This window comes from Micromonospora sp. NPDC049301 (assembly GCF_040678715.1).
Classification (GTDB): Bacteria; Actinomycetota; Actinomycetes; order Mycobacteriales; family Micromonosporaceae; genus Micromonospora.
Genome location: NZ_JBFAQO010000001.1, coordinates 883,252 through 900,319 on the forward strand (window position 1 = coordinate 883,252; position 17,068 = coordinate 900,319).

General features: G+C 71.5%; 21 protein-coding genes. 12 read left to right on the forward strand and 9 right to left on the reverse strand.

The window, feature by feature from the left end; genetic code table 11:
• Positions 1-67: 67 nt before the first annotated feature.
• Together AB0K07_RS04240 and AB0K07_RS04245 are read left to right on the forward strand one after the other, a co-directional pair.
• Positions 68-610, forward strand: coding sequence for a SigE family RNA polymerase sigma factor (locus AB0K07_RS04240; RefSeq protein WP_363750843.1), 543 nt, complete (start codon positions 68-70; stop codon positions 608-610).
• Positions 607-2,004, forward strand: coding sequence for a hypothetical protein (locus AB0K07_RS04245; protein ID WP_363750844.1), 1,398 nt, complete (start codon positions 607-609; stop codon positions 2,002-2,004). Before AB0K07_RS04240 ends, AB0K07_RS04245 begins: the two co-directional genes overlap by 4 nt.
• On the opposite strand, the gene AB0K07_RS04250 is transcribed toward AB0K07_RS04245, so the two are convergent.
• Positions 2,001-2,276 (reverse strand): hypothetical protein, encoded by a 276-nt coding sequence (locus AB0K07_RS04250; RefSeq protein WP_363750845.1) that lies wholly within the window; start codon positions 2,274-2,276, stop codon positions 2,001-2,003. The genes AB0K07_RS04245 and AB0K07_RS04250 overlap by 4 nt on opposite strands.
• A gap of 9 nt (positions 2,277-2,285) precedes the next feature.
• Positions 2,286-3,110: an SDR family NAD(P)-dependent oxidoreductase gene (locus tag AB0K07_RS04255; RefSeq protein WP_363751419.1), complete on the reverse strand. Its 825-nt coding sequence runs from the start codon at positions 3,108-3,110 to the stop codon at positions 2,286-2,288.
• A gap of 128 nt (positions 3,111-3,238) precedes the next feature.
• On the opposite strand from AB0K07_RS04255, the gene AB0K07_RS04260 reads away from it, so the two are divergent.
• The gene (locus tag AB0K07_RS04260; protein WP_363750846.1) at positions 3,239-4,195 is read left to right on the forward strand and encodes a CoA ester lyase; all 957 of its coding nucleotides are present in this window, start codon (positions 3,239-3,241) and stop codon (positions 4,193-4,195) included.
• Between the two features lie 76 nt (positions 4,196-4,271).
• On the opposite strand, the gene AB0K07_RS04265 is transcribed toward AB0K07_RS04260, so the two are convergent.
• Positions 4,272-4,796 carry a DUF4190 domain-containing protein gene (locus AB0K07_RS04265; protein ID WP_363750847.1) on the reverse strand — a complete coding sequence of 175 codons (525 nt, stop codon included), beginning with the start codon at positions 4,794-4,796 and terminating at the stop codon, positions 4,272-4,274.
• A 116-nt stretch (positions 4,797-4,912) separates the two neighbouring features.
• Between AB0K07_RS04265 and AB0K07_RS04270 the strand changes: the two genes are divergently transcribed.
• Positions 4,913-5,818: an SDR family NAD(P)-dependent oxidoreductase gene (locus AB0K07_RS04270; protein WP_363750848.1), complete on the forward strand. Its 906-nt coding sequence runs from the start codon at positions 4,913-4,915 to the stop codon at positions 5,816-5,818.
• 37 nt (positions 5,819-5,855) lie between these two features.
• On the opposite strand, the gene AB0K07_RS04275 is transcribed toward AB0K07_RS04270, so the two are convergent.
• Positions 5,856-6,389, reverse strand: a complete 534-nt coding sequence (locus tag AB0K07_RS04275) for a DUF4190 domain-containing protein (protein ID WP_363750849.1) — start codon at positions 6,387-6,389, stop codon at positions 5,856-5,858.
• A gap of 177 nt (positions 6,390-6,566) precedes the next feature.
• On the opposite strand from AB0K07_RS04275, the gene AB0K07_RS04280 reads away from it, so the two are divergent.
• Positions 6,567-7,763 (forward strand): acyl-CoA dehydrogenase family protein, encoded by a 1,197-nt coding sequence (locus AB0K07_RS04280; RefSeq protein WP_363750850.1) that lies wholly within the window; start codon positions 6,567-6,569, stop codon positions 7,761-7,763.
• A 144-nt stretch (positions 7,764-7,907) separates the two neighbouring features.
• Here AB0K07_RS04280 and AB0K07_RS04285 read toward each other — a convergent pair whose 3' ends face one another.
• Positions 7,908-8,315: a CoA-binding protein gene (locus AB0K07_RS04285; protein ID WP_363750851.1), complete on the reverse strand. Its 408-nt coding sequence runs from the start codon at positions 8,313-8,315 to the stop codon at positions 7,908-7,910.
• A 26-nt stretch (positions 8,316-8,341) separates the two neighbouring features.
• Positions 8,342-10,408: an intein-containing Rv2578c family radical SAM protein gene (locus AB0K07_RS04290; protein ID WP_363750852.1), complete on the reverse strand. Its 2,067-nt coding sequence runs from the start codon at positions 10,406-10,408 to the stop codon at positions 8,342-8,344.
• Between the two features lie 92 nt (positions 10,409-10,500).
• Here AB0K07_RS04290 and AB0K07_RS04295 point away from each other — a divergent pair, with 92 nt between their 5' ends.
• Positions 10,501-10,920, forward strand: a complete 420-nt coding sequence (locus AB0K07_RS04295) for a DUF393 domain-containing protein (RefSeq protein WP_363750853.1) — start codon at positions 10,501-10,503, stop codon at positions 10,918-10,920.
• On the opposite strand, the gene AB0K07_RS04300 is transcribed toward AB0K07_RS04295, so the two are convergent.
• From AB0K07_RS04300 to trxA, 3 genes are all read right to left on the reverse strand, one after another.
• Positions 10,884-11,816, reverse strand: coding sequence for an HTTM domain-containing protein (locus AB0K07_RS04300; protein WP_363750854.1), 933 nt, complete (start codon positions 11,814-11,816; stop codon positions 10,884-10,886). The genes AB0K07_RS04295 and AB0K07_RS04300 overlap by 37 nt on opposite strands.
• On the reverse strand, positions 11,813-12,253 hold the full coding sequence (locus AB0K07_RS04305) for a hypothetical protein (RefSeq protein ID WP_363750855.1): 441 nt from the start codon (positions 12,251-12,253) through the stop codon (positions 11,813-11,815). Before AB0K07_RS04305 ends, AB0K07_RS04300 begins: the two co-directional genes overlap by 4 nt.
• 164 nt (positions 12,254-12,417) lie before the next feature.
• Positions 12,418-12,780 carry a thioredoxin gene (gene trxA / locus AB0K07_RS04310; protein WP_030329190.1) on the reverse strand — a complete coding sequence of 121 codons (363 nt, stop codon included), beginning with the start codon at positions 12,778-12,780 and terminating at the stop codon, positions 12,418-12,420.
• Positions 12,781-13,328: 548 nt separating this feature from the next.
• Between trxA and AB0K07_RS04315 the strand changes: the two genes are divergently transcribed.
• From AB0K07_RS04315 to AB0K07_RS04340, 6 genes are all read left to right on the forward strand, one after another.
• Complete coding sequence (locus tag AB0K07_RS04315) at positions 13,329-13,844, forward strand: MaoC family dehydratase (RefSeq protein ID WP_363750856.1); 516 nt, start codon at positions 13,329-13,331, stop codon at positions 13,842-13,844.
• 89 nt (positions 13,845-13,933) lie between these two features.
• Positions 13,934-14,470 carry a hypothetical protein gene (locus tag AB0K07_RS04320; protein ID WP_363750857.1) on the forward strand — a complete coding sequence of 179 codons (537 nt, stop codon included), beginning with the start codon at positions 13,934-13,936 and terminating at the stop codon, positions 14,468-14,470.
• Between the two features lie 57 nt (positions 14,471-14,527).
• Positions 14,528-15,151 (forward strand): RNA methyltransferase, encoded by a 624-nt coding sequence (locus AB0K07_RS04325; RefSeq protein ID WP_363750858.1) that lies wholly within the window; start codon positions 14,528-14,530, stop codon positions 15,149-15,151.
• A gap of 80 nt (positions 15,152-15,231) precedes the next feature.
• A complete protein-coding gene (locus tag AB0K07_RS04330; protein ID WP_363750859.1) occupies positions 15,232-15,909 on the forward strand; it encodes a TFIIB-type zinc ribbon-containing protein in 678 nt (225 codons plus the stop codon).
• A gap of 116 nt (positions 15,910-16,025) precedes the next feature.
• Positions 16,026-16,184, forward strand: coding sequence for a hypothetical protein (locus AB0K07_RS04335; RefSeq protein ID WP_165942702.1), 159 nt, complete (start codon positions 16,026-16,028; stop codon positions 16,182-16,184).
• 6 nt (positions 16,185-16,190) lie between these two features.
• Positions 16,191-17,066 (forward strand): PH domain-containing protein, encoded by an 876-nt coding sequence (locus AB0K07_RS04340; RefSeq protein ID WP_363750860.1) that lies wholly within the window; start codon positions 16,191-16,193, stop codon positions 17,064-17,066.
• Positions 17,067-17,068 lie beyond the last annotated feature (2 nt).

Genomic DNA, 17,068 nt, shown 5'->3' on the forward strand with positions numbered 1-17,068 from the left:
TCCGGGACGACCTGAGGAATGTGGGCAGCGGTTCCCTCCGGGGCGGGCCTGCCCGGCGTCTGTCCGGATGAGGAGGGCGATCCGTTTGACGACTGAGGACCGCACCCGGGACGGCTTCGCCGATTTCGTACGGGCCGAGACCCCCGGGCTGACCCGGTTCGCGTACCTGTTGACCGGCGACCGGCACCACGCCGAGGACCTGGTGCAGGTGGCGCTCGCCCGGGTCGCGGTGCGCTGGGAGCGGCTCCACGACCCGGCCGCCTACCTGCGCCGGGTGCTCTACACCCAGGCGGCGAGCTGGTGGCGGCGGCGTCGGGCGCGCCCGCCGGAGCTACTGGGCGGGGCGCCACCGGAGCGGGCCCGTCCCGGGGACGACACGGACCTGCGGCTGGTGCTCCGGGCGGCGTTGGCCCGGCTGACCGTGCGGCAGCGCGCGGTCCTGGTCCTGCGCTACTACGAGGACCGCACCGAGACCGAGACGGCCGCGTTGCTGGGTTGTCGGGTCGGCACCGTGAAGAGCCAGACCCGGCACGCACTCGGGCGGCTGCGCGTCCTCGCCCCCGAGTTGGCCGAGCTGGTCGGCCGTAGCCCGCAGGAGGTGGCTCGATGACCGCCCGGCTCAGCGACGCGCTTCGCCGCCTCGCCGACGACGTGTCACCCGCGCCCGTACCGGACGGGCTCTTCGACGCGGCGCGGACCCGGCACCGGCGTCGCCGGGCCGCCGTCGCCGGCGCGCTGGCCGTCCTGGTCCTGCTCCTCGGCACCGGGTACGCGCTGCACCCGGTGGCCCTGCCGGCGCCCGCCGCCCCGCGCATCGATGCCCCTGGCCTGCCCACCCGGCTCGCCGATCCGCCGCTGCGCACCGCCTCGGTGCGGGACTCGGCGCCCGGCGCGGCGGCGATGCTCTTCGGTGGCCCGGCCGTGCGCACCGACTGGTTCGAGAGCCGGATGGGCGTGCTGGCCGCCGACGCCGACCGGTACCGGGTGCTGGACGCCGGGCCGCTCACCCCGGGCTTCGACGCGCTGCTCTCCCCGGACGGCCGGTACGCCTGGATCGGCGCGTCCCTGCTCGACCTGACGACCGGGCGGTTCACCCCGGACCGGACGGACGGCTACCCGCTCGCGTTCGCGCCGGATGGCGAACGGCTCGTCTACGCCGACGACGACACCGCCTTCACCCCGCCGAACACGTACACCACCCCGTACGTGGGGGTCTACGACCGGGCGGGCGGGAAGGACGTCCTGCGGGTCCGGGTGGGCACCGCCTGGATTCCGCCGGGACGCACGGCGGCACTTTCCCCGAACGGCGGCGAGCTGGCCCTCCAGGTCCGTGACGAGGTCTGGCTCGCACGGGTCGCCGACGCGGGCGCCGACGGCGTCGCCGAGCCGTACCGGAAGCTGCCGCTCACCGGCGGGCGGCTCGGCGGCGCCGGGGCCTGGCTGCCGGACGGCCGGGCGGTGGCGGTCCTCTCCCGGTCCACCTGCACCGACTGCCCGGTGCCGGCCTACCCGCGGACCTGGACGCTGGGCCTCCGGTCCGCCGTCGACGGCACACCGCTGGCCGGCGCGGCGTTCCCGCCGCTGCCGTCCCGTACGTTCGTCCAACTGCTCGGCTGGCGCTCGGCGGACGAGGCGGTCGCGCTGGTCGGCGTGCCGGGCCCGGAGGCGGTGGACCGGCCGGAGGACCACGACATCGCCTGGGGTCCGTATCACGAGCCGGGCACGGATCGGGTGGAACTCGTGGTGCTGCGCCGGGGCGCACCGGCGCCGGAGGTGCTCTTCCGCACTCCGGAGGGCATCACCGACCTCACGGTCGCCGCCAACCTGGCGGTCGACGGCGCCGTACGCGAGTCCGGCCGCCCCGACTACGGGCCGCTGCCGTTCTGGCTGCTCGCCGTGGGGTTCGTCCTGGCGCTCGTGGTGGCTCTGCCCGTGCTGTCGCTGCTGCGGCGCTGGCGCGGTCGACGGTTCGGCCGCCGCGCCCACGCCGCCCCCGGTCCTTAGACCTCGTGCACCTCGATCACGCGGGTGGTCGGTGCGGCTGCGCCGAGGTCGGCGCGCAGCGCGACCCGCTCCGGGTCGGCCATGAACGACTCGTAGCCGGCCCGGGCGTCGAACCGGATCACGTGCACCTCGGTCCGCTCGTCGGTGCCGCGCAGCCGCCGTTCCACCCGGCCGCCGTGCCGGCCGAGCCGGGCCAGCACGGCGTCCTCGTACCGCTGCCCGGCGGCCTCGGCACCGGCGGCGAACTCGACGAGCGCGACGAGTGTCAGCACGGCGGCCACCTAGGCGGCGATGCCGACGGCCTTGGCGCTGGCCGCCCAGAGCCGCGCGGCGAGCTGCGGATCGGTGGCCTTGCGGAACGGCCGGTGCAGTCGCCGGTTGTAGTAGTAGCCGCCGTCGACCAGCCGGGACGGGTCCTGGTTGGCCAGCCAGACCAGGGTCTCGGCGCCCTTCTCGGGGCTGCGGAACGGCAGGAACCGCATGCCGAGGGCGACCAGCCGGCTGTCGTTGGCGAACCGGGTGCGCACGATCCCCGGGTGGAAGCTGTGCGCCGGGATGTCCGGCCAGCGGCGGGCCGCCTCGGCGGTGAACAGGATGTTGGCCTGCTTGCTGGTGCCGTACGCGACCATCGGCCGGTAGCGGTTCAGCGGCCTGTTCAGGTCGCTCGGGTCCAGCACGCCGCTGCGGTGCGCGCCGGAGGCGGTGACCACGATCCGGCCGATCCGGTCGGCGAGCAGGTTCGTCAGCAGGAACGGGGCCAGGTGGTTGGCCTGGATCGACAGCTCGAAGCCGTCCACGGTGGTCAGCGGCTGGAGCGCGATGGCACCGGCGTTGTTCGCCAGCAGGTCGATGCGGTCGTACGCGTCGCGCAGCCGCTCGGCGAGCCGGCGCACGTCGTCGAGCACCGCGAAGTCGGCCCGGAACAACTCCGGACGCTCGCCCGAGGTCTCCCGTACCCGTTCCGCCGCGGCCTGCAACCGGGCCGGGTCCCGTCCGACCAGCACCACCCGGTCACCACGGCACGCCAGGTCGACGGCGGCGGCCAGCCCGATGCCGGAGCTGGCCCCGGTCACCACCACCAGCCGACGCCCAGTGAGATCTTCCACAGGTCCATTCACCCCGGTCATGGCGCGAGGTTACCGTGGCGTCACCACGCCCTTTGGGATCGTTAAGTTTCTCGGATCTGTCGTCAGGTGGCGTCGGCATGCCGCCGAACGCTGGAAGGAGCGCATCCATGGCCGCAGTCGGTCGTCCCCGCCGGTCCTGCCTCGCCGTACCGGGTTCCAGCGTCAAGATGCTCGGCAAGGCGCAGGGACTCCCGGCCGACCAGGTCTTCCTCGACCTGGAGGACGCCGTGGCCCCGCTGGCAAAGCCGGATGCGCGCAAGAACATCGTGGCCGCGCTCAACGACGGCGACTGGGCCGGCAAGACCCGCGTCGTCCGGGTCAACGACCTGACGACCCCGTGGACGTACCGGGACGTCATCGAGGTCGTCGAGGGCGCCGGCGCGAACCTGGACTGCATCATGCTGCCGAAGGTGCAGAGCGCCGCCCAGGTGCAGTGGTTGGATCTGACGCTCACCCAGATCGAGAAGACGCTCGGCCTGGAGGTCGGCCGGATCGGTATCGAGGCGCAGATAGAGAACGCCGCCGGCCTGGTCAACGTGGACGCGATCGCCGCCGCCTCGCCCCGGGTGGAGACCATCATCTTCGGCCCGGCCGACTTCATGGCCTCGATCAACATGAAGTCGCTGGTGGTCGGCGCGCTCATCCCGGACTACCCGGGCGACCCGTACCACTACATCCTGATGCGGATCCTGATGGCCGCCCGGATGCACGACAAGCAGGCCATCGACGGTCCGTTCCTGCAGATCCGGGACGTGGACGCGTTCCGCGAGGTCGCCAAGCGGTCGGCCGCGCTGGGCTTCGACGGCAAGTGGGTGCTGCACCCGGGCCAGATCGACGCCGCCAACGAGGTCTACCAGCCGGCGCAGGCCGACTACGACCACGCCGAGTTGATCCTCGACGCGTACGAGCACTACACCTCGGAGGCCGGCGGCAAGCTGGGCGCCGTCATGCTCGGCGACGAGATGATCGACGAGGCGTCCCGCAAGATGGCGCTGGTGATCTCCGCAAAGGGCCGGGCCGCAGGGATGAGCCGTACCTCGTCGTTCACCCCACCTTCGGAGTGACCGTGCCGGGCCGCGACGACAACCCACGGCTGTCGTCGCGGCCCGACCACCGCCGGTACGCCGACCCGTTCGACGGTCAGTAGCCGCTGCTGTCGCTGCCGCCGCTCGTCGCGATGGCGAGGACGATCATGACGACGTAGAAGGCGATCAGCAGCACCAGCAGCCCGGTGACGATCCAGCCGATGATGATCGCGGCCTTCGCCATCCCCTCACCGGCCTCGCCGGTCTGCCGGATCTGCTTCTGGGCCATGTGACCGAGGATCGCCCCGACCGGTCCGGTGATGCAGGAGGTGAAGCCGACCAGGGCCAGCACCAGCGCCGCGATCGCCAGGCCGTTGGTCTTCTGTGGCGGCGGGTAGCCGTACCCGGCGTACTGCGGCGGGTAGCCGGGCGGGGCGTAACCGGCCATGGGCTGCCCCGGCGGCAACTGTCCGGCGGCGTACGGGTCGACGGGCGCGTACGGGTCCACCGGCACGTACGGGCCCGCGGGGCCGGGCTGGGTGGGCACCGGCTGACCGGCCACAAGGGTCGGCTCCACCGGAGGGCTCGACTGCTGGCCTGTGGGATCGGTCCAGCCGCCGGGCGGTGGGGGATACGTCATGCGAATTCTCCGTCAGGTCGGGTGCGCCGTCACAGTAGCCAGCGGCGACCAAACACGATGCCCCCGCTACCGGGTGCCGCGTTGCCCGGGCCCGTCCGACCGGGCAGGATCCTGGCATGGCAATCGACGCGCGCGCCGCTGATCGTTCCGGCAGTCGACCCAGACGGGACGTCAGCCGCCCGGGCGCCGGCCGGCGCGGCCGAGCGGCCACACCGACAGGTGCCCCCGGCGCGGACGAGCCGATCGCGCTCCCCGACCCGGTGACCATGCGGCTCGACGGGCGGGTCGCCCTGGTCACGGGTGCGGGCAGCCCGGACGGCATCGGGTACGCCACCGCCCGCCGCCTTACCGACCTGGGCGCCCGGGTCGCCATCGTCTCCACCACGCGGCGCATCCACGAGCGGGCCAGCGAGCTGGGGGTGACCGGCTTCGTGGCCGACCTGACCGACGAGTCCGAGGTCGGCGCGCTGGCCGACGCGGTCGCCGAGCAGTTGGGCGACGTCGAGGTGCTGGTCAACAACGCCGGCCTGGCCAGCCGGGCCAGCCCGGAGGTGCTGCGGCCGGTCGCGCAGCTGACCTACGACGAGTGGCGCGCCGAGATCGACCGCAACCTCACCACCGCGTTCCTGTGCAGCCGTGCGTTCATCAGCGGCATGGCCGAGCGGGGCTGGGGGCGGATCGTCAACCTGGCGGCCACCGCCGGCCCGGTCAACGCCCTGCCGACCGAGGCCGCGTACGCCGCCGCGAAGGCCGGAGTCGTCGGGCTGACCCGGGCCCTGGCCATGGAGATGATCGCCGACGGGGTGACCGTGAACGCGGTGGCCCCGGGCACCATCTACACCGCGGCGTCCACGATGGCCGAGATCAAGCAGGGGCTGGGCACCCCGGTCGGTCGACCGGGCACCCCGGACGAGGTCGCCGCCGCGATCAGCTTCCTCTGCTCGCCGGCCGCCTCGTACATCACCGGCCAGATGCTGGTCGTGGACGGCGGCAACAGCGTCCGCGAGGCCCGCTTCCGCTGACCGTCCGCGTCCACCTCGGGCGGGCTCTGCTCGCCGGTCAGTAGCCGCCGCTGTCGCCGGTGTTGCCGATCAGGACCAGGGCCAGCCAGCCGCAGCAGGCCAGCAGGGTGAGCCCGGTGAAGACGTAGCCGAGGATCAGACCCCAGGTGGCGAGCTGGTCGCCCTCCTCGTGGCTGGTGCGGATCTGCCGCTTGGCCACGTGGCCGAGGACCACGCCGGCCGGGGGGAACACGAAGGCGAACACCAGAGACAGGATCGCCAGCACGTTGGTGCCCCGACCCGGCCCGGACGGAGGTCCGTACTGCCCGTAGGGGCCCTGCGGGGGGTACGGCGGCTGCTGCGCCCAGTGCGCCGACTGGTGCGGTCCCTGCTGCTCGTACGGCGACGGCTCGTCCGCCGGCGGCCCGTACGGCGAGCGCTCCGGCGGGCCGAAGGACGACTGGTCCGACGGTGGCGCGGACGGCGACTGGCCCGCCGGCGGCGGCGCGTAGGGCGACTGGTCCCGGGGTGGCTCGTAGGGTGACGGCGGCTGCTCGTCCCCGGGTGGCCCCGACGGCGGCGGGTAGCTCACGGCTGTCCTCCTCCTGCCGGTGCCGGAAAAGTCCCTCTTGCCGGACGCTACCCGCAGCGGTGAACCTTTTCACAGCGGTTGTGTGGACTGGTCACCTTGGCCTCGCCGGCTCCGGAGACCGATACTGACCCAGCGTTCAGTTACCCACGAGTAGTGCGCTGATCCCCGGAGGCTGAGATGGCTCGACTCGCCCAGACGCCCGGCCTGACCGACGTGCAGCAGTCGATCCTGGAGACGGTCCGGGAGTTCGCCGACAAGGAGATCATTCCGCACGCTCAGCGGCTGGAGCACGCCGACGAATACCCCACCGACATCCTCGACGGGATGCGCGAGATGGGGCTGTTCGGCCTCACCATCGACGAGGAGTACGGCGGCCTGGGCGAGTCGCTGCTCACCTATGCGCTGGTGGTGGAGCAGTTGTCCCGAGGCTGGATGTCGATCTCCGGCATCGTCAATACCCACTTCATCGTGGCGTACCTGATCTCCCAGCACGGCTCCGCCGAGCAGAAGGCCCGGCTGCTGCCGAAGATGGCCACCGGCGAGGTGCGCGGCGCGTTCTCCATGTCGGAGCCGGAGACCGGCTCCGACGTCTCGGCCATCAAGTCCCGGGCCGTGCGCGACGGCGACCGCTACGTGCTCAACGGGCAGAAGATGTGGCTGACCAACGGCGCCTACTCCTCGGTCGTGGCCACGCTGGTCAAGACCGACACCGGCGCCGAGTCGGTGTACGGCAACATGAGCACCTTCCTGCTGGAGAAGGAGCCGGGCTTCGGCGAGACCGCCTCCGGCCTGACCATCCCCGGCAAGATCGACAAGATGGGCTACAAGGGCGTCGAGACCACCGAGATGGTCCTCGACGGGGTGACCGTCCCCGACTCGGCCATCCTCGGCGGCGCCGACAAGCTCGGCCGGGGCTTCTACCAGATGATGGACGGCATCGAGGTGGGCCGGGTCAACGTGGCCGCCCGAGCCTGCGGCATCTCCATCCGTGCCTTCGAGCTGGCGGTGAGCTACGCCCAGCAGCGCAAGACCTTCGGGCAGCCGCTCGCCAGGCACCAGGCCATCGCCTTCAAGCTCGCCGAGATGGGCACGAAGATCGAGGCCGCGCACGCCCTCATGGTCAACGCCGCCCGGCTCAAGGACGCCGGCCAGCGCAACGACGTCGAGGCCGGGATGGCCAAGCTGCTCGCCTCGGAGTACTGCGCCGAGGTGGTCCAGGAGGCGTTCCGCATCCACGGCGGCTACGGCTACTCCAAGGAGTACGAGATCGAGCGGCTGATGCGGGAGGCCCCGTTCCTGCTCATCGGCGAGGGCACCTCGGAGATCCAGAAGACCATCATCTCCCGCGGCCTGCTCAAGGAGTACAAGCTCTGAGCTCTGCCCGCCCCGCAGTCAGGGAGGCAGACGGCGGTTGGTCGGCCGTGAGCGTGATGACTCTCAGGCATAGTTATGACTCTGAGGTATCACGCTCGGCGCACCATCGCCCCGACCGGGATGCCTTCAGCGCTACGGGCGCGCTCAGCCGAGACGGGTCAGGCCGGCGGCGGCGCGTTCGACGATGAGGCAGTGGTCCTCGACGTAGTCCATGCCCGCCTCCTCGGCGATTCGCCGGGCCTCGGCCGAGACGATGCCCAGCTGCAACCAGACCGCCGGGGCGCCGATCGCCGCCGCGTCCCGGACCACCTGCACGGCGTCGGCCGCCGGCCGGAACACGTCCACCAGGTCGACGGGGTGCGGGATGTCGGCGAGCGTCGGGTACGCCCGCTCGCCGAAGAGTTCGTCGACGGTCGGGTTGACCGGGATGATGCGCCAGCCGTACTGCTGCATCTGCAACGGCACGCCGTGCGCGGCCTTGCGCGGGTCGCGGGACGCGCCCACGACGGCGATCACGGCGGAGTCGGCGAGGATCTGCTGAGCGGTACGCACCCGCCGACTGTAGCTCCGCCCAGGGGCTACAGCAGGGTCAGCTGCTCGGCGGCCGGCGGTGGTGGCGGCTCGGGCAGGCTGCGGTTGTCGCCCCGCTCAGCGCGGTGCAGCCCGTGCCGGCGTGCCGCGATGCGCACCCGCGCGGTCAGCTCCCGCTGGTACGCCTGCGGAGCGTAGGAGCCGGCCCGGTAGAGCTCGCGGTAGCGGGGCACGAGGTGCGGGTACTCCCGGGCCAGCCAGCTTGCGTACCACTCCCGAGCGCCGGGACGCAGGTGCAGGGCCAGCGGGGTCACGCTGCTCGCCCCGGCGGCGGCGATCGCCGACACGGTGGCGTCGATCGACTCGTCGTCGTCGCTGAGCCCGGGCAGGATCGGGGCCATCAGCACCCCGACGGAGAAGCCGGCGTCGGCGAGCGCCCGGACCGCGTCCAGTCGGCGACGCGGGTGCGGTGTGCCCGGCTCGGCGGCACGCCAGAGCTGCTCGTCGACGAAGCCCACCGAGTAGGAGATGCCGACCCTGGTCACCTCGGCGGCCTGGCGCAGCAACGGCAGGTCCCGCAGGATCAGCGTGCCCTTGGTCAGGATCGAGAACGGGTTGGCGAAGTCCCGCAGGGCCGCGATGATCTGCGGCATCAGTCGGTAGCGACCCTCGGCCCGCTGGTAGCAGTCCACGTTGGTGCCCATCGCCAGGTGCGCGCCCCGCCACCTCGGCGCGGCCAACTCCCGCCGGACCAGCTCACCCGCGTTGACTTTGACGATCACCTTCCGATCGAAGTCCGCACCGGCGTCGAGGTCGAGATAGGTATGGGTGTTTCTCGCGAAGCAGTTGTGGCTGACCACCCCGTTGGCGATGAAGTCCCCGGTGCCGGTGGTGATGTCCCACAGCGGAAGCTCCAGCCCGAGGGCCTGGATGCCCACCACCCTGAGTGCGGTCTGATGCTTCAGCGCGGCACCCTCGATCGAACGCTTACGCGTGATGGCCGGGTCGGTCAGGTGGAAGAACCGTAGCCGTGCAACCAGACCGCCGGTCAGCCTGATCACCCGCACCCGGTTGGGTAGGCCGCGATCTTCCCGCACGAAGGAGAGCCCGAACCGCTGCAGTGCCTCCGCCGTTTGGTCGAGGATGGCGTCGTCGCTGTTGGTGATGCGGAGGACGCCTTTGCTGCAACTGCCCTCGGCGTCGAAGATGCCGGCCAGGAAGCCGAGCCGCCAGTCGTCGCTGGGATCTACCGGCCAGCGGATCAGCTGAGCGATCGTCTCGATGTCCCGCTGCTTCGAGGTGCGGATGGCGGCCAACGCTCGCCGCACGGTGCTGGCCTGAGTGAACGTGAAGCGCTGCGTGACGACCCCTTCAAGGGCGAGATAACGCTCACTACGGCTCAACGCCTCGTCGTCGCACAGCGCCAGGCGGAACCGATGCACAGTCCCGTACGAATAGGAGAACGTGCTGAGATGCGCGTCCCCGCGGACCATGCCGCAGAGGTAGCCCCGGCGGTAGTCAGATGACTCCTTGGGCCTGACGGCGAAGCGCCCGGTGCCGATCAGGCGGTTGTTGGTGGTCAGGTAGGGGCGTCGGGCGCTGCCGTGCATGGCCCCGGTGACGTATTTCCAGCCACGTTCGGAGAGGAACCGGTGGTCCCCGCTCGCAACGAGCGTCGTGCCGTCCTCCAGAATGACCCGATAGGCCGGTTTCACCGTCGACCACTTGTCGAGCACCGTGGTGACGACGTATCGGCGGTAGGCGCCGCGTCGCTCGGTCCCGTAGATGCGGTCGCCCGGCTCCAGCTCGCTGATCGGTCTCGTGCGTCCGTCAGCCATCAAGATGGGTGTGTCTCCCGAGAGGCAGTACACACATGCATGGGAGCAGCCCCGGTACGGGTTGATGGTCCACTCGAAGGGAACACGGGACTGCCCGGGCACCCGGTTGATGATGGACTTGGCCCGCACCTCGTAGAAGGTCATCCCGGCGAACTCCGGGGTGTCGAAGGTGCGGGCGACGGCGCCGGGCAGCGCCAGCGGCAGGGGTGGCGTCGCTGGCGCTGCCCGCTCGGGGTCTCCCTCAACCGGGGGAGCGGTGAGGTTGTCCCAGCGCATGGCCACTATTCGAACACGTGTACGAGTAGAGCGCAAGTGACCCGCCGGACACCGGTGCCCGGCCGGGCGGTGGCGGAGGGGAGGATGGAGACATGAAGACGTCGACCTTCGTCTACGACGGGGACTGCGCGTTCTGCACCAGGTGCGCGGAGTTCATCGAACGCCGCATCCCGACCGCCGCGCGGGTGGTGCCCTGGCAGTTCGCCGACCTGGACGCGCTCGGCCTCACCGCCGCCGAGTGTGAGGAGGCCGTGCAGTGGGTCGGTGCGGACGGCTCACGCGCCGCCGGGCCGGACGCCATCGCGAAGCTGCTCGCCGCGAGCGGCCCGGTGTGGCGGGTCGCCGGTGCCGGGCTGCGCTTCCCGCCGGCGCGCGCCGCGGCCTGGCCGGCGTATCGCTGGGTCGCGCGCAACCGGCACCGGTTGCCGGGCGGAACGGCGGCCTGTGCCCTGCCGCAGGAGGCCCGGGAGCGGCTCTACGGCCCGGCCGGCCGCCCGAGCACCGGCGGCTGACCACCGAGCGGCGCCGGTTCCGTGCTCGGCTCCGGTGGGTCCTGGACCCCGTCACTCGTCGGCTCGACCCGGGGGCGGCCGACGAGCCGGCGGGCCCAGACCAGCGGGCGGACGCGCTCCAGCGGCAGGAAGCTGGTCATCGCGGCCAGGTGCGGTGCGAACGAGATGGTGATGGTCGCGACGGTCACCACGTGGAACGAGTAGAAGAAGCCGACCATGGCCAGCCGCCAGCGGGGCGGCAGCAGGAAGACCACCGGGCTGAACAGCTCGAAGGCCACGATGCCGAACTGGGCGACGATCAGCAGGTACGGCACCTGGGCGACGAGGTCCGCCAGGTCGGTGCCACGTCGGATGATGGCCCGCGCCAGCACCGAGCCGGTCAGCCAGTCCAGCCCGCCGAAGCGCAGCTTGGCCCAGGCGGCCAGGAAGTACGTGCAGATCACGGCGATCTGGGTGACCCGCAGCGCCCAGCCGCCGGCCTCGGTGCGGGTGGTGTCGCCGTGCCGGGCCCGACCGGCGGTGGGCAGTACGGCCAGCGCGACGAGCAGCCCGAACCGGTCGTGGTCCACCTTCCCGTAGCTCATCGCGATGATCATCCACTCGAGGTACAGCGCGCAGACCGACCAGCCGAGCAGCCGGGGTGCCCGTCCGGTGGCGGCGAGCAGGGCGAGCAGCAGCAGCGCCCAGAAGATCACCGCCACCAGTGCCGGGGTCGGCGTGGGCAGCGGGAGTATCCGGCCGACCAGCAGCGGCTGGTACAGCTCGCCGGGCACGCTGACCCGGGTCCGCACCCAGGGCGTGAAGACCACCAGGTCGGCGGCGACGAAGAGGTAGATCAGGGTGCGGAACGCGGCGACCCGGCCGCGCGGCACCGCCTCGGTCAGCCAGCGGCTCATCGGGGCGCCTGCCAGCGGACCACGGTCTCGTCGATGTGCCGGCCGGTCGGCCGGCCGGCGTGGATGCCGTGCCAGCGGATGACGATGCGGACCTCGACCAGCGCGGCGGCGTCCGGGTGGCGTTCGGCGTACGCGTCGGCGACCTCGGCGAGCAGCTCCGGGTCGGCGGCGTACCGGTCCTGCTGGCCCTCGATCTCGGCGCGGCGGATGCCGGTAGCGTCCTGGTCGAGGTCGATCACGACGCCGGTGCTGTTCACGCCCTCCACCCGCGTGTCCGGCGCGGGCGCGTTCGGTGGGTTGGACGTCGAGTACATCCGAAACGGACCGAACGGGAAATCGTCGTCGCTGCCCCACAGGGTGCCGACCAGCAGCAGGACGAGGCCGAGTGCGGTCACGCCCAACCGGGTGGCGCGCCCGCGGGTGGTCAAGTTCTCCATCGGGTCGTGACGATACGGGATGTACCGGCCGCGTCGGGTCCCTCCGACGGTCAGTTCCGGCTGCCCGGGTCGGCGACCACGCTGGTGTCTCTCCGCACGTCCCGGGGTACGACGAAGGCCGGGCCCGAACCGGGCCCGGCCTCGCGTGCCGTCACTGGGACGGCTCAGTGGTTGTGCTCGGCCAGCTGCTTGCGGACGTCGTCCATGTCCAGCGCCTCGACCTGCTCGATCAGGTTCTCCAGCGCGGACTCCGGGAGGGCGCCCGGCTGGGCGAAGACGATGACGCCGTCGCGGATCGCCATGATGGTCGGGATCGACCGGATGTCGAACTTGGCGCCCAGTTCCTGCTGCGCCTCGGTGTCGACCTTGCCGAAGACGATGTTCTGGTGCTTCTCCGAGGAGCGCTCGTAGACCGGGGCGAACCGCTTGCACGGACCACACCAGTCGGCCCAGAAGTCGACCAGGACGATGCCGTCGTTGCCGGTCACCTCGTCGAAGTTCGCCGAGGTCAGCTCAACGGTTGCCATTGCACTCTCCGATCACCGCGGTTTGTCTGCGTCGCGTAGAACCATCGCTGACCGTATCGAATTCCCGTGCGGTCGGGCACGAAACGTGCTCCGGGCTGCCGACGGGTACCGAGAGTCATCGACCCGCGTCTGTCCGTCCCGACCTGCGGAACGCAAGTGCACGACGCACTTGCGTGACCAGCCGTGATGGGAGCGTTTCCAAAGAGATCCACCGGATCGAGCGCTACGAATCGGTAACTTGCCCCTCGACAAGGAGCTATCCGGCCTGCGGAGATCGTCGATCACCCCTCGTCTCGTTACGGAGAGTAGTGTTACAAAAAGATAAATGTGACGTCTGTCTCTGTCGAACCTACGATTGCGTAGGGCAGAATTCTCCGCATCAGAGCGTGGGCGGCGGGTGCCGGGGAGGGCCCCGCCGCTCATTGCGTCTCCCCCCGAGCGAGCGACCGGTGTGACTTTTCCGCCGGGGTCGCGCCCCGCCGGTCACCTTAACCACCGGTAAGGCATGCTGTGCCGAACTCCATCGCCGCCCGTCGAAGGGGACCAGGATGCAGTTCGGCCGTTACTACGAGGAGTTCGAGGTCGGCGCGGTCTACCGGCACTGGCCGGGCAAGACCGTCACCGAGTACGACGACCACCTCTTCTGCCTGCTCACGATGAACCACCACCCGCTGCACATGGACGCGCACTACGCCGAGACGGCGAGCCAATTCAAGCGCAACGTCGTGGTGGGCAACTACATCTACTCCCTGCTGCTCGGCATGTCGGTGCCCGATGTCAGCGGCAAGGCGATCGCCAACCTCGAGGTCGAGTCGCTACGGCACGTGGCCCCCACCTTCCACGGCGACACCATCTACGGCGAGACCACCGTGCTGGACAAGCGGGAGTCCGGCTCCAAGCCCGACCGGGGCGTGGTCTCGGTGGAGACCCGCGGCTACAACCAGGACGGCACGATGGTCTGCGTCTTCCGCCGCAAGGTCATGGTCCCCAAGCGGGAGTACGCGGCCACCGCGGTTCCCGAGGGAGTGGACCCGGAGCGGCCCAGCTTCCCCGAGCCGCGCTGAGCGCCGCGGCGGGTCGACCGCCGCCGGCTTCGGGCTCCTTCCCCATCAGGTTCTGATGGGGAAGGGGCCCTTTTCCCGTTTCGGGGCATATGCTGGCGCCGGAGGTTCCGATGAGCCACTCCGTCGCCGGAGAGCCGTCCTCTGCCGGTCGGCGCGCCGCACCACTGACCACCGCCGTCTACTCCGCCGCCGAGTGGGACCTGCTCACCAGCCTGCCCGGTCGGGTCCTCGTGGCCGCCGCCGGCCCGGGCCCCGGCCGCCCGGCCCGGGGAGTCATGGCGGGCCTGGCCGGCCTGGACGCGGTGGCCGCCGGCCGGGCGTTCGACAGCGACCTGGTCCGCGCGGTGGTCGCCGCGATCTACGCCCGCCACGACGGCACCCCGACCCCCACCGAACCGCTCACCGATCTGGTGGACCTCCTGGCCGCGTGCCGGGCGGCGGTCCGGGTCCTGCACCGGCGCGCCGACCCCGCCGACTCCGCCGCGTACCGCCAGTGGGTGCAGTCGGTCGCGGCCCGGGTCTGCCGGGCGGCGACCGCCCCCGGCGAGCCTTCGGCGGGCGAGTCGACCAGCCCCGCCGACCGGCGCTTCCTGGACCGGCTCGGTGCCGCGCTGGGGCTGGGCTGAACCGGCCGGCAGGCCGTCGGCGCCGAGCGCGCGACGGGTCCGTACTCTCTGATGACCGTGACCGACGACCAGCTTGAGGTGGGCGTGGGCCCCTGGCCGGGGGACCCGCCGGACGACCCGCGCTACGACCCGCAGTTGCTGGCCGAGGGGGACCGGCGCAACGTGGCGGACCGCTACCGGTACTGGCGGCACGAGGCGATCGTCGCGGACCTGGACCGGCACCGGCACGGGTTCCACGTCGCCATCGAGAACTGGCAGCACGACTTCAACATCGGCACGGTGGTCCGCAACGCCAACGCGTTCCTCGCCGCCGGGGTGCACATCGTGGGACGGCGACGGTGGAACCGGCGCGGCGCGATGGTGACCGATCGCTACCAGCACGTGCGGCACCACGAGACGATCGAGGAGTTCGTCGGCTGGGCGGCCGGGCAGGGGTTGCCGGTGTTCGGCATCGACAACCTGCCCGGCTCGCGCCCGCTGGAGACCGGCGCCCTGCCGCGGGAGTGCGTGCTGCTGTTCGGCCAGGAGGGGCCCGGGCTCTCCGAACCGGCCCGGGCGGCCTGCGACCAGCTCTACTCCATCGCACAGTACGGCTCCACGAGGTCGATCAACGCGGGCGTGGCCAGCGGCATCGCCATGCACGCCTGGATCCGTGCCCACGCGGGTCCGCCGCCTGACTGACCACGTCCCCGGTGCCGAATCGGACGTTCCGGCTTGACGGGCCGGCGCTGCGGGGTGACGGTGGGGATGTGAGTGTCGCGGTGAGTTGTCCGAGATGCGGGGGCCCGGTACGGGCGCCGGATCTGATGCACACCGAGTCGAGGTGCCTGGACTGCGGCCCGGTCCCACCGCTGCACGTGCCCGAGCACATCGGAGCGGAGATCGTGGCGAGCGTGGTGGACCGGATCACCGCGAGCGCGGATCAGCCCGGCACGCCGCTGTGGTGCCCGTGGCCGCTGCCGCCCGGCTGGACCCTCACCGGGGTGGCGTACGCCGGGGACGACCGCACCGGCGTGCGGGCGACCGCGGTGGCCTGCGCGGGCCCGGCGCCGTTCGGTGGCGGCCCGGCCGACCTTGTCTTCGTGGCCGAGGAGCCGGGCGTCGGTCTGGGCACCCGGCTGGCCGGGCTGGCCGGCCCGGACCCGGGACCGGAGTTGGCCGACGCGTTGACCGACCCCGGGCCGGGTCACCCCGAGCACGTCGGGCAGGCCCGGATCCGGGTCGGTGGGCACCCGACTCCACTGTGGTTGGTGAATTCACCGACGGATCGAAGCGCGTACGCCGGCGAGGCTCGGGGAATGTGGCTGCATGCGATAGCCTGGCCGGCGAGTGCGGGTCACCTGCTCGCGGAAGATGTCGTGCTGCACGACCTGACCGAGTGGACTCCGCCCGAGCTCGTGTACGGCGCACCGTCCCCGTACCTGTCCGGGAGGGCTTGACAACTCTTCCGGGTTGACGGAGAACGGACGCAGATATTCACTGTACGACACCACACTGATACTCTGGGTGCCGCTGCGGTAATGGGACCCGGCGCCGCGCGAGAGGATGGCCCGCCATGGTCAAGAAGGTCCTCACCTGGGCCGGAATCGCATTCTTGATCTTCTTCGTCGCCTACCGGCCAAACTCTGCGGCGGATGTGTTCAAGTCGCTCGGCGGCGGGATCGTCGACATCGCCCAGGGGTTCGGCGACTTCTTCACCAGCCTCGTCGCCTAGCCGCCGATGGGCAGCCCCTCCGGTCCACCCTTCGACCCGGACGACCCCGACCGGGAGCGCCGCGAGCGCGACACCGAGCCGATCCCACGGATCGGGCCTGATGACGGCCCGGGCTATGGGGCCGGGCCCGGCCTGTCCGACGGTCCGTCCCTATCGGACGACGTCGGCTACGGCGACGGGCCGGGCTACGCCGGCGAGGGTCGTTCCGGTCGGGCGTGGATCCGTGATCCGGAGGCCGGCTACCAGCCGCCGCAGATCTCCGAGGACGAGCTGGCCGGGTTGCGCGCCGACGCGACCGGCGCCACCCCCCGGCGGGTGCTGCCGCTGGAGGACGAGCCCAGCTCGCTGGTCGCCCGCTACCTCTTCCCCACGGAGCGCTACCGGGGCGAGTGGAAGCGGCACTGGATCCACCTCACCACCCCGCTGTTGATCGGCATCGCGGCGACCTTCGTGCTCGGCTACCTCTCCGGCTTCCTCGCCGGGCAGAACGTCGGCGCGCTGACCACCATCGCCGTGCTGCTCTGGTTCGCGGTGATGGGCTGGGTGGCGTGGAAGGTCGCCGACTGGTGGTATGACCGGTTCATCCTGACCAACAAGCGGGTCATGGTGGTCAACGGCATCATCACCCGCCGGGTGGCCATGATGCCGCTGGTCCGGGTCACCGACATGAAGTACGAGCAGACGCCCAGCGGCCGGGCGCTCAACTACGGCACCTTCGTGCTGGAGTCCGCCGGCCAGGAGCAGGCGCTGCGCGAGATCAAGAACCTGCCCAACCCGAACGAGCTCTACCTGCGAGTGGTCGAAGAGATGTACGAGCCGCAGGCGGTCGAGGCCCGGCTGGGCAAGGAAGCCGACGAGGCCAAGGCCGACGACGGGGCGTGAAG

What these genes read in the sequence shown, in the direction of transcription:
- AB0K07_RS04240 (WP_363750843.1), top strand. Translation starts at nt 68, where the DNA reads ATGAGGAGGGCGATCCGTTTGACGACTGAGGACCGCACCCGGGACGGC.
- AB0K07_RS04245 (WP_363750844.1), top strand. Translation starts at nt 607, where the DNA reads ATGACCGCCCGGCTCAGCGACGCGCTTCGCCGCCTCGCCGACGACGTG.
- AB0K07_RS04260 (WP_363750846.1), top strand. Translation starts at nt 3,239, where the DNA reads ATGGCCGCAGTCGGTCGTCCCCGCCGGTCCTGCCTCGCCGTACCGGGT.
- AB0K07_RS04265 (WP_363750847.1), bottom strand. Translation starts at nt 4,796, where the DNA reads ATGACGTATCCCCCACCGCCCGGCGGCTGGACCGATCCCACAGGCCAG.
- AB0K07_RS04270 (WP_363750848.1), top strand. Translation starts at nt 4,913, where the DNA reads ATGGCAATCGACGCGCGCGCCGCTGATCGTTCCGGCAGTCGACCCAGA.
- AB0K07_RS04280 (WP_363750850.1), top strand. Translation starts at nt 6,567, where the DNA reads ATGGCTCGACTCGCCCAGACGCCCGGCCTGACCGACGTGCAGCAGTCG.
- AB0K07_RS04290 (WP_363750852.1), bottom strand. Translation starts at nt 10,408, where the DNA reads ATGCGCTGGGACAACCTCACCGCTCCCCCGGTTGAGGGAGACCCCGAG.
- AB0K07_RS04295 (WP_363750853.1), top strand. Translation starts at nt 10,501, where the DNA reads ATGAAGACGTCGACCTTCGTCTACGACGGGGACTGCGCGTTCTGCACC.
- AB0K07_RS04300 (WP_363750854.1), bottom strand. Translation starts at nt 11,816, where the DNA reads ATGAGCCGCTGGCTGACCGAGGCGGTGCCGCGCGGCCGGGTCGCCGCG.
- AB0K07_RS04305 (WP_363750855.1), bottom strand. Translation starts at nt 12,253, where the DNA reads ATGGAGAACTTGACCACCCGCGGGCGCGCCACCCGGTTGGGCGTGACC.
- trxA (WP_030329190.1), bottom strand. Translation starts at nt 12,780, where the DNA reads ATGGCAACCGTTGAGCTGACCTCGGCGAACTTCGACGAGGTGACCGGC.
- AB0K07_RS04315 (WP_363750856.1), top strand. Translation starts at nt 13,329, where the DNA reads ATGCAGTTCGGCCGTTACTACGAGGAGTTCGAGGTCGGCGCGGTCTAC.
- AB0K07_RS04320 (WP_363750857.1), top strand. Translation starts at nt 13,934, where the DNA reads ATGCTGGCGCCGGAGGTTCCGATGAGCCACTCCGTCGCCGGAGAGCCG.
- AB0K07_RS04335 (WP_165942702.1), top strand. Translation starts at nt 16,026, where the DNA reads ATGGTCAAGAAGGTCCTCACCTGGGCCGGAATCGCATTCTTGATCTTC.
- AB0K07_RS04340 (WP_363750860.1), top strand. Translation starts at nt 16,191, where the DNA reads ATGGGCAGCCCCTCCGGTCCACCCTTCGACCCGGACGACCCCGACCGG.